Origin of the sequence: Streptomyces sp. WAC 01529 (assembly GCF_003945545.1) — a bacterium.
Classification (GTDB): Bacteria; Actinomycetota; Actinomycetes; order Streptomycetales; family Streptomycetaceae; genus Streptomyces; species Streptomyces anatolicus.
Window position 1 is genome coordinate 1,200,272 of record NZ_CP029617.1, and the last position, 14,287, is coordinate 1,214,558.

Genomic DNA, 14,287 nt, shown 5'->3' on the forward strand with positions numbered 1-14,287 from the left:
GGCCCAGGCTCAGGCTCAGGCCCAGGCTCAGGCTCAGGCTCAGGCCACGAACGGGTACGCGATCTCCGCCCCCGTACCGGCGCCCGTCTCGACTAGGCGGGCGGCGGCGGCCAGGCGCACCGCGGCCTCCTCGGCCACCGCACCTCCCACGGTGAACGGCAGCCGCACATACCCCTCGAAGGCCCCGTCGACACCGAAGCGCGGCCCTGACGGCACCCGCACCCCCACGCGCTCGCCCACCTCGGCGAGCCGCGACCCCGACAGGCCCCCGGTGCGCACCCACAGCGTCAGACCGCCGCGCGGCACCTCGAACTCCCAGCCGGGCAGCTCGCGGCGCACGGCGGCGACCAACGCGTCGCGGTTCTCCCTGGCCTGCTCCCTGCGGATGTCCACGGCGGCCTCCCAGCCTCCGGTGTTCAGCAGCCAGTTCACGGCGAGCTGTTCCAGGACGGGAGTGCCCAGATCGGCGTACGCGCGTGCCGCGACGAGGCTGCGGATCACGTCGGGAGCCGCCCGCACCCAGCCGATCCGCATGCCCGCCCAGAACGCCTTGCTCGCCGAGCCGACGGTGATGACGGTGGAGCCCGCGGGGTCGAACCCGCAGACGGGGCGCGGCATGTCGAGCTCCGGTTCGAGGCTCAGTTCGCTCATCGTCTCGTCGACGACGAGGACCGTGCCCGCCGAGCGGGCCGCCTCCACCAGCTGCCTGCGCTGGTCCTCGCTCGCGAGCGCGCCCGTGGGGTTGTGGAAGTCCGCGACGACGTACGCGAGCCGGGGCGCCGCGTCGCGCAGGACCTGCCGCCAGCGGTCCATGTCCCAGCCCCGAAGCCCCTCGGCCATGGCGACGGGGACGAGCCGGGCGCCCGCCTCCCGCATCAGCTGGAGGATGTTGGCGTACGAGGGGGACTCGACGGCGATCCGTTCGCCGCGGCCCGCGAAGAGGTGGCAGATCGCGTCGATGGCGCCCATCGCGCCGGTGGTGACCATGATCTGCTCGGGCATGGTCGGGATCCCGCGCGCGGTGTAGCGCTCGGCGAGCATCTCGCGCAGCGCGGGCAGGCCCGCGGGGTAGTCGCCGTGCGTGTGGGCGTACGGCGGAAGCGCTTCGAGGGCGCCCTGGACGGAGCGGGTGAGCCAGGGCTCGGGCGCGGGCAGCGCGGCACAGCCCAGGTCGATCATGGAGCCGAGCGCCTCGGGCGGCAGCGGTTCGAGCCCGCGCGCGGGAAGCGGGTTTCCGGCCGGGACGGCCGTCCAGCTGCCCGCTCCCCTGCGGGACTCCAGGAAGCCCTCGGTGCGCAGCGCCTCATAGGCGGCGGCCACGGTGGTGCGGCTGACGGCGAGTGCCACCGCTAGCTCGCGCTCCGCGGGCAGGCGGGCGGCCACGGGGACGCGTCCTTCGAGGACGAGCAGCCGGATGCCGTCGGCGAGGGCGCGGTAGGCGGGCGGGCGGCGGGTGCCCGTGCCGGTGGGGCGCGCCTGCTGGGAGGCGAGGAGCCGGGCGAGCTGAGTCGAGCCCATCGCCGAAGTCCACTGAGCCATGATTCCCAGTCCACCTTCCCCGAATTGGCCATGGTTGCGGTGTGCTTACAAGCCACAGGGTGTCATGTGTCGGGCCACTATCACCAGCAGGGGGCACCAGTTGACCGGGACGAAGCCACATCTCACACGACGGCTGGCGCGGCTGTACGCCGGTCTGACGCTGTACGGGGCCAGCTCCGCGCTGATCGTGGCCGCGGGGCTCGGCTCCGAGCCGTGGAACGTGCTCAACCAGGGTCTGGCCACGCTGACGGGGCTGTCCATCGGTGTCGTCTCGATCATCGTCGGCGCGGCCGTCCTGCTGCTGTGGATCCCCCTGCGGCAGCGCCCGGGGCTCGGCACCGTGTCGAACGTCTTCGTCTGCGGCCTCTCGATGGACGCCACCCTGGCGCTCCTGCCGGACGCGGACACACTCGCCACCCGCGTCCCCCTGCTGCTGGCGGGCGTCGTCCTCAACGGTGTGGCGACCGGCCTGTACATCACCGCCTCCTTCGGACCCGGCCCGCGCGACGGCCTGATGACGGGCCTGCACCGGCGCACCGGCCGGTCGATCCGCCTGATGCGCACCCTCATCGAGGTGACGGTCGTCGCCACCGGCTTCGCGCTCGGCGGCACGGTCGGCTTCGGCACGGTCCTGTACGCGCTGGCCATCGGCCCGCTCGCCCAGTTCTTCCTGCGCCGCTTCGCGCTCCCCGAGCCCACGCCCACGCCCGAGCCCATGCCCGCCGCGGGAGAGGCCACGACCGTCGGCGACCCCTCGGAGCACGCGATACTTCAGCGGTGACGACGCGCGTACGCCACCCCTACCTCGACCACCCGGGCCCGCTCGCCCTCGCCCACCGCGGGGGCGCGGCCGACGGTCTGGAGAACACCGCCGCGGCCTTCCGGCGGGCCGTCGGCCTCGGCTACCGCTACATCGAGACCGACGTGCACGCCACGGCCGACGGCCGCCTCGTCGCCTTCCACGACGCGACGCTCGACCGGGTGACGGACGCGGCGGGACGCATCGTCGACCTCCCCTGGAGCGAGGTGCGGCACGCGCGCGTGGCCGGCAGCGAACCGGTGCCCCTCTTCGAAGAGCTTCTGGAGACCTTCCCCGAGGTGCGCTGGAACGTGGACGTGAAGGCCGAGCCCGCCCTCCTGCCGCTCCTCGACCTGATCCGCCGCACCGGCTCCTGGGACCGGATCTGCGTCGGCTCGTTCTCCGAGGCGCGCGTGGCCCGGGCCCAGCGCCTGGCGGGCCCCCGCCTGGCCACCTCGCTCGGCACGCGTGGCGTGGCGGCGCTGCGCCTGCGGTCGTACGGCCTCCCGGCGGCCCCGCGCCGTTCGGCGGTCTGCGCGCAGGTGCCCGAGGCGCACGCCGGGATCCGGGTGGTCGACCGCCGCTTCGTCCGCGCCGCCCACGCGCGCGGGCTCCAGGTCCACGTGTGGACCGTCAACGACGCCGAGCGGATGGCCACCCTGCTGGACCTGGGCGTGGATGGCATAGTTTCCGATCACATCGAGACGCTGCGCGAGGTGCTGAAGGACCGGGGGAGCTGGGTCTGACCGCCCGAGGGCGGCGTGCACCACGGGGAACAGCGAGGTCACGGGTGGGCACCGACACCGTGCGGACGGCGGCCGCCGAAATCGCCGAACGACGGCGTGAGCAGCGGGGCTGGTACTTCTACGACTGGGCGTGCTCGGTCTACTCGACGAGCGTCCTGACCGTCTTCCTGGGCCCCTACCTCACGGAGATCGCCAAGGCGGCGGCCGACCCCGAGGGGTATGTGCACCCGCTGGGCATCCCGGTCCGCGCGGGGTCCTTCTTCGCGTACACCGTCTCCGCCTCGGTGATCGTGTCGGTCTTCGTGATGCCGCTGGCGGGCGCCGCCGCCGACCGTACGGGGCGCAAGAAGCCCCTGCTGGCCGCGGCCGCGTATCTGGGTGCGGCCGCGACAGCGGGCATGTTCTTCCTGGACGGCGACCGCTATCTCCTCGGCGCTCTCCTGCTGATCGTCGCCAACGCCTCGCTCGCCGTCTCGATGGTCCTCTACAACTCGTATCTGCCGCAGATCGCCCCTCCGGAGGAGCGCGACGCGGTCTCCTCGCGCGGCTGGGCCTTCGGTTACGCGTCGGGGGCCCTGGTCCTGGTGGCCGACCTCGTGCTGTTCCTCGCCCATGACAGCTTCGGCGTCTCGGAGTCGACCGCGGTCCGCATCTGTCTGGCGTCGGCCGGGGTGTGGTGGGGCGCCTTCACCCTCGTACCCCTGAAGCGGCTGCGCGACCGGCGGACGGCACCGTCCGAGGGCTCCACGGAGCGCGGCGGTCTGCGGCAGCTGGTGGCGACGGTGCGGGACATGCGCCGCCATCCCCACACGCTCGCCTTCCTGCTGGCCTATCTCGTCTACAACGACGGGGTCCAGACGGTGATCTCGCAGGCGTCCGTCTACGGCTCCGAGGAGCTGGGGCTCGAACAGTCCACGCTGATCGTGGCGGTCCTGCTGGTGCAGGTGCTCGCGGTGGCGGGGGCCCTCGGGATGGGCAGGCTGGCCCGGACGTACGGCGCCAAGCGCACCATCCTCGGCTCCCTCGTCGCCTGGACGGTGACGATCGGGGCGGGCTACTTCCTGCCCCCGGGCGCGCCCGCGTGGTTCTTCGTCCTGGCGGCGGGGATCGGCCTGGTCCTCGGCGGCACGCAGGCGCTGTCCCGCTCGCTCTTCTCGCATCTGGTGCCGCGCGGCAAGGAGGCCGAATACTTCTCCGCGTACGAGATCAGCGACCGCGGCATGGCCTGGCTCGGACCGCTGATCTTCGGCCTCACCTACCAGCTCACGGGAAGCTACCGGGACGCGATCGTCTCTCTCGTGGCCTTCTTCCTGCTCGGATTCGCGCTGCTCGCGAGGGTGCCGGTGAGGCGTGCGGTGCGCGACGCGGGGAACCCCGTACCCGACCGGATTTAGCAACTGAGGGCAAAGGGCGGTAGTGTACGCGTTTGGCCTGCCAGGCGGACCGTTACTGCGAGCTGAGGAATCAGAAACGCTGGGTGACATCTGCTGCCAGATGTGACAAACCGGGCACTGGTGGGTACAACAAGGGGCGGCATACGACGGCGACGCATGACCCTGAACGGGAATCTTTACCGCCGACCGGACGTTGACCGGATGACGACGACAGCGACACCTGTCCTGTGGGCGACAAGCCCGGGAGGCACGATTCATGAGTGAGCGAGCTCTTCGCGGCACGCGTCTTGTGGTGACTAGCTACGAGACCGACCGCGGCATCGACCTGGCTCCGCGCCAGGCCGTGGAGTACGCATGCCAGAACGGACATCGTTTCGAGATGCCGTTCTCGGTCGAGGCGGAGATCCCGCCGGAGTGGGAGTGCAAGGTCTGCGGGGCCCAGGCACTCCTGGTAGACGGCGACGGACCTGAGGAAAAGAAGGGCAAGCCGGCGCGTACGCACTGGGACATGCTCATGGAGCGCCGTACCCGAGAGGAACTCGAAGAGGTCCTGGAGGAGCGCCTCGCGGTCCTTCGGTCCGGCGCGATGAACATCGCGGTGCATCCGCGGGACAGCCGCAAGTCCGCCTGACAACGGACCCGGCACACCACCGCACAGCACAAACACGAGGGCCGGGGCCACTGCTCAGCAGTGGCCCCGGCCCTCGTGCGCGTTTCCGCGGACTCGTACCCGGTCCGCGGTCCGCGGTGCGTGTCAGCGCGGCAGCTGCGGGTCGTCCGGCCGCGGGCCGCGCGCCGACGGCTCGTCCTTGATGACCTCGCCCTGGACGACCTTGCCGTCGGGGCGGTGCATGCGCGCCTGCTGGAAGGCGTCGCCGAGGCCGCCGGGCGTCGCCTCGCGCATCGTGCGCATCTTGCGTTCGATGGCCCGCTCCGCATACCGCCCGAGGGCCTTCTGGACCGGCGGCACCAGCAGGATCAGCCCCAGGGCGTCCGAGATCAGCCCCGGCAGGATGATCAGCAGGCCGCCCAGCATCGTCAGGGCCCCGCCGCCACCCGCGGCCTCGGACTGGGGCGGCACGCCGCTCTGCTGCTGTTGCACGGCCTCGCTGAGCTTGCGGAAGGCCCTGCGCCCGGCCCGCTTGATCACCGCGGAGCCGAGCACCAGGCCACCCACCAGGAGCAGGAGGACCACGAACCCGCTCGTGGCGCCCGCCACGACGGTGAGCAGCCAGATCTCCAGGACGAGCCACGCGGCGATGCCGAGCGGCAGGAACCTCAGGGGTCCCGAGCGTCTGGTCCTGGCGGGTCGGATGGGAGGCGGTGCGCCGGTCGTCATGCTCCCAGTGTGCCTGGGACGGCCTCAGGCCGGGATAAGGGGGATGATCAAGAAGGCCGGGTCCGGAAGTCGCCGATCAGGGCCGATCAGGACGGAGGGGCCCTCTCAGGGCTGCTTGCGGCCGATGACGCGGCCGACGCGCTCCCCGACGCCCCAGGCCGTGACCCGCCACAGCGCCTCGACGACGATGTTCTGGCTCATCTTGCTGTCGCCCAGCTCCCGCTCGACGAAGGTGATGGGCACCTCGACGACGTGGTAGCCCGCCTTGATCGCGCGCCGCGCGAGGTCGACCTGGAAGCAGTAGCCCTGCGACTCGACCTCGGCGAGGCCGAGGCCCTCCAGGGTCTCGCGGCGGAAGGCGCGGTAGCCGCCCGTCACGTCGCGGATCGGCACGTCCAGCAGGAGGCGCGAGTAGGTGCTGCCGCCGCGGGAGATGAACTCGCGGTGCTTGGGCCAGTTCACCACCCGGCCGCCGGGCACCCAGCGCGAGCCGAGCACGAGGTCGGCGCCCTTGAGCGCGGTCAGCAGCCGGGGCAGCTCCTCGGGCTGGTGGGAGCCGTCGGCGTCCATCTCGATGAGCACGCCGTAGCCGTTGTCGAGCCCCCAGCGGAAACCCGCGAGGTAGGCGGCGCCGAGGCCTTCCTTGCCCTTGCGGTGCAGTACGTGGACCTGCTCGTCCTCGGCCGCCAGCTCGTCGGCGAGCTTGCCGGTGCCGTCGGGGCTGTTGTCATCGGCGACCAGGACGTGCGCGTCCGGCACGGAAGCCCGCACCCGGCCGACGATGGCCTGGATGTTCTCCGCCTCGTCGTAGGTCGGAATGATCACCAAGGCCGTGCCGAGCGAGCCGAACTGCCTCCCCTGGTCCCCCGCTTCGGAGACCCGACCGCCGTCGTTCACTACTGCCCCTTCGTTTGTACGCAGAGGACCACCATAGTGGCCGCGGCCTGCGCCTCAGCGGCGGCACGGAGGTCGGCGGATCCAGGACTGCGGATCGGGGCCCGGCGCCCTTCGGGCCGGCCCGGGACCCGCTGGCTGCGGATCGACCGAAAGCCGTTGTCTACTGAGCGTCCGGGCCCGACCCGGGTCACACCTGCCGACCGGCTGATACGTTCCCGCGCCTCCGCGTCGCGGACGCTGGATCTGGCTCCCAGCGGTGGTGCGCCGGTGCGGCACACCACCCATGACCCAGCGGCGTTCGACGACTGCGTGGAGGTCCGCCGGTCGGACGTCCTGTGGTGGACCCGGCCGAACCTACCGGCCCACGGCGGCTCTCTGTCAATAGCCCTGTGAACTGCGGTGTTGTTGAAGACCGCCAGGTCAGTGCCGAGGATACGCAGGTCGTACGGAGCCCTGGCGGGCCGGGATCGGCGCCGCGCACCGCCGGGACATCACTCGTCCGGCCCCACATGGACCGGCTGACCGGCCACCACGGTGCGCAGGCAGACGGGGAGTTCGGCCCCCGGCGACAGGTCGGGCAGGCCGGGCGTGCCCGAGCGCGGGTCGGTCGACCAGCGGGCCACGCGGTCGTCGGGGGCCTGCACCACCAGATCGGCGGTGCGCCACACGGCGTAGTCCGCGGGCGCGCCCGGCACCAGGAGGCCCGCGTCGTCACGGCCGACGGCCCGCCAGCCGCCCCGGGTGTGGGCGGTGAACGCGGCGCGCACGGAGACGCGGTGCTCGGGCGTGCGGTGGAAGGCGGCGGCGCGGACCGTGCCCCAGGGGTCGAGGGGCGTGACGGGGCTGTCGGAGCCGAAGGCGAGGGGCACGCCGGTGCGCAGGAGGGCCGCGTACGGGTTGAGGGTGCGGGCCCGTTCGGCGCCGAGGCGCATGGCGTACATGCCGTCATCGCCGCCCCACAGGGCGTCGAAGGCGGGCTGGACGGACGCGGTGAGGCCGAACTCGGCGAACCCCGCGATCGTCTCGGGCGTGAGCATCTCGGCGTGCTCCACGCGGTGCCTGGCGGCCCTGACGCGGGCCGGGCCGACCTTCTCGGCGGCCAGCCGCACTCCGTCGACCACGGAGGCCACCGCGGCGTCCCCAATGGCGTGGAAGCCCGCCTGAAGGCCCGCCTCGGTGCACGCCACGACGTGGGCGGCGACCTCGGCGGCGTCCAGGTGGGCCGTGCCGGTGTGGGCGCCGTCGGCGTACGGCTCGTGCAGGCAGGCGGTGTGCGAGCCGAGGGCGCCGTCCACGAAGAGGTCGCCCGCGGCACCGGCCGCGCCCAACTCCCGGGCGCGCGCCACGCCTTCGGGGCCCTTCTCGGCCCAGTAGCCGACGACTCGGGGCCCGGCCTCCTCGGCGGCGAGCCGCAGCAGCCCGGTGAAGTCGTCCTCGTCGGAGATCTCCGGGCCCGCGCACTCGTGCACGGAGCCGATGCCGAGGGAGGCGGCGCGCTTGAGCGCCGCGCGCTGGGCCTCGGTGCGCTGGGCGGGCGTGATCGCGGCCAGGGCGGTGGCGCGCACCCCGTGGTGGGCGTCGCCGGTGAGGGGGGCGTCCGGGTGGAAGCCGGTGCGCTCGGTGATGCCGGGCACCAGGTCGAGCAGGGCGGTGGTGGCGACCGCCGAGTGGACGTCGATGCGGGAGAGGTAGAGCGGCCGTCCGCCGGTGGCCTCGTCGAGTTCCCCGCGCGTGGGCGGGCGGCCGCCGGGCCAGCGTGCGGCGTCCCAGCCGTGGCCGAGCAGGACCCTGTCGTGCGGTCGCGCGGCGGCGTGTTCGCGTACGAGAACGAGCGCGTCGTCCAGGGAGCGGGCCCCCGAGAGGTCGAGTCCCGTCAGCGCGAGACCGGTGGCCGTGGTGTGTACGTGGGCGTCCGTGAACGCCGGGGTGACCAGGGCTCCTTCGAGGTCGACGACCTCGTCGACGCCGTCCGCGAAGGCGTCCGCCGCGCCCTCGGAGCCGACCCAGGCGACATGGCCGCGCTCGATGACCATCGCGGTGGCGAACGGGTCGGCGGGGCTGTGGACGTCGCCGCCGCGCAGCAGCACGGTGCGGTGGTTCTGGGGGTCCCGGGCGTCGTCGGGGGCGGTGCTCTGGCTCATGGGTCCAGTCTCGCCCCTGCGGGCGGGTGTCCCGCGCGCGGGTCACACCTGGGGCGGGCGCGCCTCGTAGGGAGTGGAGAGCACGACGGTCGTGCGCGTGGAGACGCCGGCGAGCGCGCGCAGACGGCTCAGCAGGTGTTCCAGTTCCAGCGGGGTGGCGACGCGCACCTTGAGGATGTAGTTCTCGTCGCCCGCGACGCTGTGGCACGCCTCGATCTCGGGAACGCCCGCGAGGCGCTCGGCGATGTCGTCGGGCGCGCTGGGGTCGAACGGCTTCACCGAGATGAATGCCGTGAGCGGCAGCCCCACGGCCTCGGGGTCCACGACCGCGGCGTAGCCGCGGATGACTCCCCGCTGTTCGAGGCGGCGTACCCGCTGGTGCACGGCCGATGTGGACAGGCCCGTGGCCTTGCCCAGGTCGGTGTAGCTCATCCGCCCGTCCTTGACGAGCAGCTGCACGATCTGTCGGTCCAGCTCCTCCATGCGCCGAACCTACAGGGCTCTTGATCCCCGCGGATACCCAAGTGATCCCTTCGGATATCCGGGCACCCGCCGGACGCGCGCGGCGGGGGCAACTCCCCTGGGCATGTGACGAACGCCACACCGCGTTGACCGTGTCCGATGGGATGCCACGATTACCCCTACGACGGGACGGGAAGTGCTTGCTGTGGTCGAGGCCGCAGTGCCTTGTCGGCCCACCCAAGGGGGAGAGTCCCATGCAGAATCTGAAGCGTCCCGGCAGGTCCACTCGCGACAAGCAGCAGCAGGTCGCCGAGCCCGAGCCGGAGGGCGTCGAACCGACTGACGCCCTTCTCGACGCGTACGACACCTTTGAGATGTACCGCGTGAACTGCCCCGACTGCGGGCAGCCGATCGCACTCCTCGCCGACGAGGACGTCCTGCCCGAGCACGCGCTGTGCCCCACTCCGTGGAACCCGTTCGGGCTCACGGTCTGCACCGGCACCGGCCGAGCGGCCGCGGAGGCCACCCCCGCGGACGAGTCGATGGAGGCTCAGGAGCAGGACACCGCCCTGCTGTTGACGCTCCCTCAGGAACTGGACTGGCGGACGCAGCCGTTCTCGCACGTGGGCGGTCCGGGCTCGCGGCCCTTCCGCGTGCCGCGGCAGCAGCGCCCCGCCGCCTGAGTCACCAGTAGCTGCCCTGCACCATGGCCGCGAGGCTGCCGTGGTGCAGGATCAGCGCGTCCGCGTCCTCGGGGGCGCCGGGCGCCTCGGCCTCGCCGAAGTGGACCTGGCGGTAGGCGACGCGCAGCATGACGATCGCGTGCCGCAGCGCCGCGTACAGCGTGTAGAAGTCCATCTCCCGCGGGGTGTGACCGGTGAGCGCGGCGTAGGTCTCCTCGACGCGGTCCCGGCGCAGGAAGTCCGGCAAGCCCGGTTGGCCGAAACTCACCGTCAGATCCTGGAAGAAGCGGTGGAGGTAGACCATCCAGCCGAGGTCGACCTCGCGCGGTGCGAGGGCCGCCATCTCCCAGTCCAGGACGGCCGCGGGCTCGAAGCCAGCGTAGACGATGTTCCCGATGCGCGCGTCGCCCCAGTTGAGGACGGGTGCGCCTTCGGTGTGCGGCCACAGCTCCTCGAGACGGTCGAAGGCGCTCTCGATGAGGGGCGAGCGGGGCAGGCCGCTCACCACCCATGCGTAGTAGGCGCGTTGGGCCGTGACATGGCGGCGCAGGGGACTTCCCTCACCGGGCAGCGCGAGGAAGTGCGCGTCGCCCGCCGGGACTTGGTCGTGCAGCCGGGCCACGATCCTGACCGACGCCTCCTCCAGGTGCGCGCGTTCGGCGTCGGTCGCGGCGTGCAGCCAGTTCCCCTCGTAGGTGTAGGGCATGACGTCCGGCGGTACGCGGCCCTCGACCCGTTCCATGACGAAGAAGGGCGCGCCGAGCGGCCGGGGGTCCTCTTCCAGCCACAGGACGCGCGGCACCGGCAGGTCGGTGCGTTCGGCGACGAGCCGCATGGTGCGGTATTGGCGCGGCATGTCGCAGACGGGGAAGATCGTGTACGCCGCCGGGTCGGCCGCCAGGCGCAACGCGCAGCCGCGCAGGGGCGGTTCGGGGTGTTCGACGGTGAAGAGCAGTGTCTCGCTGGACATGCCGTTGGACTCGGGCACGGTCACGTCGGCCGCCTTGGCGCCGGGCAGGCGGGTGTCGAGCCAGGCGGTGAGACGGCGGGCGAGTTCTTCCGGTTCGCGCGTGGTGGTGCGGGGGCGGGGCGTCGATGCCATGGCCGTGCTCCTTCCTCGCGGGGCGGTGGGGCGTTCGCGACGCGTCTCAGGGCGCCACGGAGTCGAACCCGCAGAAGCCGCTCGGGTCGTGACGGCCGAAGCTGCCGTGCTCGAAAATGCCGTACCCGGTCTGCCCGTCGAGGGTGAAGCGGGCGGCGTGGTCGATGACTCCGTACGCGGCCAGGGGGTGGGCTGCGGGGTCGGAGAGGTCGTAGACGCGGCGGTCGGTCCAGTCGCGGCCGCGCCAGGTGCCGTGCTGCCAGTCGTCGGCGGGCGGATATCCGGCGCCCACGGCCAGCGGCAGCGAGGCGAGGATCTCCACGCCGAGCTCCAGGGGCTTGTGGTCGTCGGGGCCGGTGAGGTGGATGCGGGCGTGCTCGGGGTGCCGGGTGCCGGGGCGGTAGGTGATGTCGGCGCGGGGCCAGCCGAGTTGGCGGTCGCGCAGGCCCGGGCGGACGAGGGTGGCGTCGTTCAGGGTGCGGTAGCCGTCCGCGTCCTCCTGCGTGATGACCATCAGGAAGCGGTCGTCGAAGCGGACCGGGCACCAGATCCAGTGGAAGCCCTCGGTGGCGAACTCCTCTTCCAGGAGCCCGCGTTCCTCGCCGGGGATGGGCCGCACGCCCCAGCTCCGGTCGCGGGTCGCGGTCCACTCCCCCGGGGCCACGGAGATCTCCTCGCCGCCCGCGCGGATCATTCCGCGGGGGCGGCCCGCCTGGACGAAGCGGCGCCCTTCCAGGGTCAGCCGGGCGCCGCGGCGCTGGATGTGGTGCGGCTCCCAGAGGGCGGGGAAGTCGGCGGTCCAGGTCAGGTCGTACGACAGGGACGCGGGGTCGTCCGGGTCGGCGGCGCACTCCAGGCGCAGGCGGCGCAGCGGCTCGTCGACGGTGATGCGCAGCGGGCCTACGCGCAGGTCCGTCCGGTCGTCGCCGAGGGCGTCGGACGCGCGTACGGCGTGGAGCGTGTCGCCGACGCGGAGGGTGGCGTACGCGTCGATGACACCGGTGTTCGGATAGACGCCGAGGCCGAGGATGAGCAGGGCGTGGCCCGTGTGGTCGAAGAGGTGGAAGATGCACCGGTCATAGGCGTTCCGGTCGCCGGTCGCGACGTGCTTCATCGACAGGGGCACTTGGTGCACGGGGTACTCGTCGAGCGGTACCGGACGGTCGTCTTCCACGGCAGACCTCCCTGGGTGCACGGCAGTTCAGGGTGGCGGGAGGCGGTGTGGGCCCTCCGGCGCGGAGATGACGGTACGTCAGTTACCGGGACGGAGCCAGACACGGGGAGCCGCTTTCCCCTGCCCTCGGACCGGGGTCCGCCCGCGCCCCGGGCACGCCGCTCGCCTGCCGCCACACCCCACCACGCCCCCGCCACGCGCCGCCCCACGGCCACCACACCCCCGCGTACGCTGCCTCGACACGCGGAGGGCATGAACTGACGCACTAATCCGCGCGGCGGTGACCTCGGCGGCGCGGGAGGCGTTGGCCGGGCATGACCCCCACGGACATGGGCCCCCCACACGCCCCCAGCGGCCGCCGAAGGCGCACGCTGGTGACGGTGCCCGCCTCCGCAGAATCGGTTCCCCCACGTCCTCAGCAGGCCGAGCCACACCAGCAGACGCACCAGCACACGCAGCAGCAGCCCCACCAGCAGCCGTACCAGCCGCCCTACCAGCAGCCTCGTCGGCCCCCTGCCTACCAGCCGCCCCCGCAGCAGACCACGTACCAGCAGCCGCAGCAGACATATCCGCAGCCCCAGCAGGCGTACCAGCAGCAGCCGCAGCAGACGTACCAACCGCCACAGCCCCACCTCCAGGACCCGCCGATCTACCGCGCCATGATCAGCCACTGGGCCGACCGGGGCCGGACGCTGCCCGGGCGGCACGACCCCGAGTGGGCCCGGCTCATGGCACCGCCCCGCGGGCAGTTCAGCGCGTCTCGGGACCCGCGAGGTGACGGGCGATGACCATGCGCTGGATCTGATTGGTGCCCTCGACGATCTGCAGCACCTTGGCCTCACGCATGAGGCGCTCCACGGGGAAGTCCGCCGTGTAGCCATAGCCCCCGAGGACCTGCACGGCGTCCGTCGTCACCTTCATCGCCGCGTCCGTGCACAGCAGCTTGGCCATGGCCGCCTGCTTGGCGAACGGACGCCCGGTGTCGCGCAGCCTGGCCGCCGACAGATAGAGCGCCCGGCCCGCCTCGATCTGCGTCGCCATGTCGGCGAGCATGAAGCGAAGACCCTGGAAGTCCGCGATCGGCCGGCCGAACTGGCGCCGTTCGGTGGCGTACGCGAGCGCCTCGTCCAGCGCCGCCTGGGCCACCCCGATGGCGCAGGCCGCGATGCCGAGCCGCCCCGAGTCGAGCGCGGAGAGCGCGATGGCGAAGCCCTGGCCCTCGTCCCCGATGCGGCGGGAGTCGGGGATGCGTACGCCGTCGAAGTGGACCTGGGCGGTGGGCGAGCCCTTCATGCCCATCTTCTTCTCCGGCACCGCGGCGCTCAGCCCCTCGGCGTCGCCCGGCACCAGGAAGGCCGTGACGCCCCGGGCGCCCTCGCCGCCGGTGCGGGCGAGCACGGTGTAGAAGTCGGCGACTCCGCCGTGCGTGATCCAGGCCTTGGTGCCGTCGATGACCCAGTAGTCGCCGTCGCGCACGGCCTTCGTGCGCAGGGACGCGGCGTCCGAGCCGGACGCGGGCTCCGAGAGGCAGTACGCGCCCAGCAGACCGCCGCCCAGCATGGCGGGCAGGTGTTCGGTCTGCTGCTCCTTGGTGCCGTACCCGGCGAGCGCGTGGCAGGACAGCGAGTGGACACTGACGCCGAGGCCGACGGTCAGCCGCGCGGCGGCCAGCTCCTCCAGGACCTGGAGGTAGACCTCGTAGGGCTGGTCGCCGCCGCCGAACTCGGAGTCGTACGCGAGGCCGAGCAGGCCGGCCTCGGAGAGGAGGGTGAAGATCTCGCGCGGGAAGCGGCCGGCTTCCTCTTCCTCGGCCGCCTTCGGGGCGATCTCGCGGTGGACGATGTCCCGGACGAGCGAGAGCAGATCCCTGGCCTCATCCGTCGGCAGCTGACGATCCACCGGCTGCGGGGCGTGGTCGGGCATGACGCTCTCCTCCCTGTGGGGCTACGGCGGACGCCCGCGCAGGGTGAGGCGGCGACGCCGGAAACGATGCCGAGCCAGGGTCTCTTTC

Annotated in this window: 14 protein-coding genes; 6 read left to right on the forward strand and 8 right to left on the reverse strand. The window is 72.6% G+C overall.

The window, feature by feature from the left end; all coding sequences use genetic code 11:
* Positions 1-39 precede the first annotated feature (39 nt).
* Positions 40-1,539 carry a PLP-dependent aminotransferase family protein gene (locus DMA15_RS05350; protein WP_125511503.1) on the reverse strand — a complete coding sequence of 500 codons (1,500 nt, stop codon included), beginning with the start codon at positions 1,537-1,539 and terminating at the stop codon, positions 40-42.
* A gap of 64 nt (positions 1,540-1,603) precedes the next feature.
* On the opposite strand from DMA15_RS05350, the gene DMA15_RS05355 reads away from it, so the two are divergent.
* The 4 genes from DMA15_RS05355 to DMA15_RS05370 all read left to right on the forward strand — a co-directional run bounded on the left by DMA15_RS05355 (position 1,604) and on the right by DMA15_RS05370 (position 5,109).
* The gene (locus DMA15_RS05355) at positions 1,604-2,320 is read left to right on the forward strand and encodes a hypothetical protein (RefSeq protein ID WP_125511504.1); all 717 of its coding nucleotides are present in this window, start codon (positions 1,604-1,606) and stop codon (positions 2,318-2,320) included.
* Positions 2,317-3,084 carry a glycerophosphodiester phosphodiesterase gene (locus tag DMA15_RS05360; RefSeq protein WP_125511505.1) on the forward strand — a complete coding sequence of 256 codons (768 nt, stop codon included), beginning with the start codon at positions 2,317-2,319 and terminating at the stop codon, positions 3,082-3,084. Before DMA15_RS05355 ends, DMA15_RS05360 begins: the two co-directional genes overlap by 4 nt.
* Before the next feature lie 44 nt (positions 3,085-3,128).
* Positions 3,129-4,478: an MFS transporter gene (locus tag DMA15_RS05365; protein ID WP_125511506.1), complete on the forward strand. Its 1,350-nt coding sequence runs from the start codon at positions 3,129-3,131 to the stop codon at positions 4,476-4,478.
* A 256-nt stretch (positions 4,479-4,734) separates the two neighbouring features.
* Positions 4,735-5,109, forward strand: a complete 375-nt coding sequence (locus DMA15_RS05370; protein WP_030360404.1) for an RNA polymerase-binding protein RbpA — start codon at positions 4,735-4,737, stop codon at positions 5,107-5,109.
* Positions 5,110-5,232: 123 nt separating this feature from the next.
* Here the strand turns inward: DMA15_RS05370 and fxsA are convergent, their stop codons facing one another.
* The 4 genes from fxsA to DMA15_RS05390 form a co-directional block, all read right to left on the reverse strand.
* A complete protein-coding gene (gene fxsA / locus DMA15_RS05375) occupies positions 5,233-5,817 on the reverse strand; it encodes an FxsA family membrane protein (protein ID WP_125511507.1) in 585 nt (194 codons plus the stop codon).
* Positions 5,818-5,922: 105 nt separating this feature from the next.
* Positions 5,923-6,714 (reverse strand): polyprenol monophosphomannose synthase, encoded by a 792-nt coding sequence (locus tag DMA15_RS05380; protein ID WP_125511508.1) that lies wholly within the window; start codon positions 6,712-6,714, stop codon positions 5,923-5,925.
* 491 nt (positions 6,715-7,205) lie between these two features.
* Positions 7,206-8,855 carry an amidohydrolase gene (locus DMA15_RS05385; RefSeq protein WP_125511509.1) on the reverse strand — a complete coding sequence of 550 codons (1,650 nt, stop codon included), beginning with the start codon at positions 8,853-8,855 and terminating at the stop codon, positions 7,206-7,208.
* 42 nt (positions 8,856-8,897) lie between these two features.
* Positions 8,898-9,338: an Lrp/AsnC family transcriptional regulator gene (locus DMA15_RS05390; protein WP_030789227.1), complete on the reverse strand. Its 441-nt coding sequence runs from the start codon at positions 9,336-9,338 to the stop codon at positions 8,898-8,900.
* Between the two features lie 233 nt (positions 9,339-9,571).
* On the opposite strand from DMA15_RS05390, the gene DMA15_RS05395 reads away from it, so the two are divergent.
* The gene (locus DMA15_RS05395) at positions 9,572-10,000 is read left to right on the forward strand and encodes a hypothetical protein (RefSeq protein WP_125511510.1); all 429 of its coding nucleotides are present in this window, start codon (positions 9,572-9,574) and stop codon (positions 9,998-10,000) included.
* Position 10,001: 1 nt separating this feature from the next.
* Here the strand turns inward: DMA15_RS05395 and DMA15_RS05400 are convergent, their stop codons facing one another.
* Together DMA15_RS05400 and DMA15_RS05405 are read right to left on the reverse strand one after the other, a co-directional pair.
* Positions 10,002-11,102, reverse strand: a complete 1,101-nt coding sequence (locus DMA15_RS05400; RefSeq protein WP_125511511.1) for a phosphotransferase family protein — start codon at positions 11,100-11,102, stop codon at positions 10,002-10,004.
* A gap of 46 nt (positions 11,103-11,148) precedes the next feature.
* Positions 11,149-12,276: a hypothetical protein gene (locus DMA15_RS05405; protein WP_125511512.1), complete on the reverse strand. Its 1,128-nt coding sequence runs from the start codon at positions 12,274-12,276 to the stop codon at positions 11,149-11,151.
* Positions 12,277-12,656: 380 nt separating this feature from the next.
* On the opposite strand from DMA15_RS05405, the gene DMA15_RS37005 reads away from it, so the two are divergent.
* Complete coding sequence (locus DMA15_RS37005) at positions 12,657-13,064, forward strand: hypothetical protein (RefSeq protein WP_125511513.1); 408 nt, start codon at positions 12,657-12,659, stop codon at positions 13,062-13,064.
* On the opposite strand, the gene DMA15_RS05415 is transcribed toward DMA15_RS37005, so the two are convergent.
* A complete protein-coding gene (locus tag DMA15_RS05415) occupies positions 13,027-14,199 on the reverse strand; it encodes an acyl-CoA dehydrogenase family protein (protein WP_125511514.1) in 1,173 nt (390 codons plus the stop codon). The genes DMA15_RS37005 and DMA15_RS05415 overlap by 38 nt on opposite strands.
* Positions 14,200-14,287: the final 88 nt, after the last annotated feature.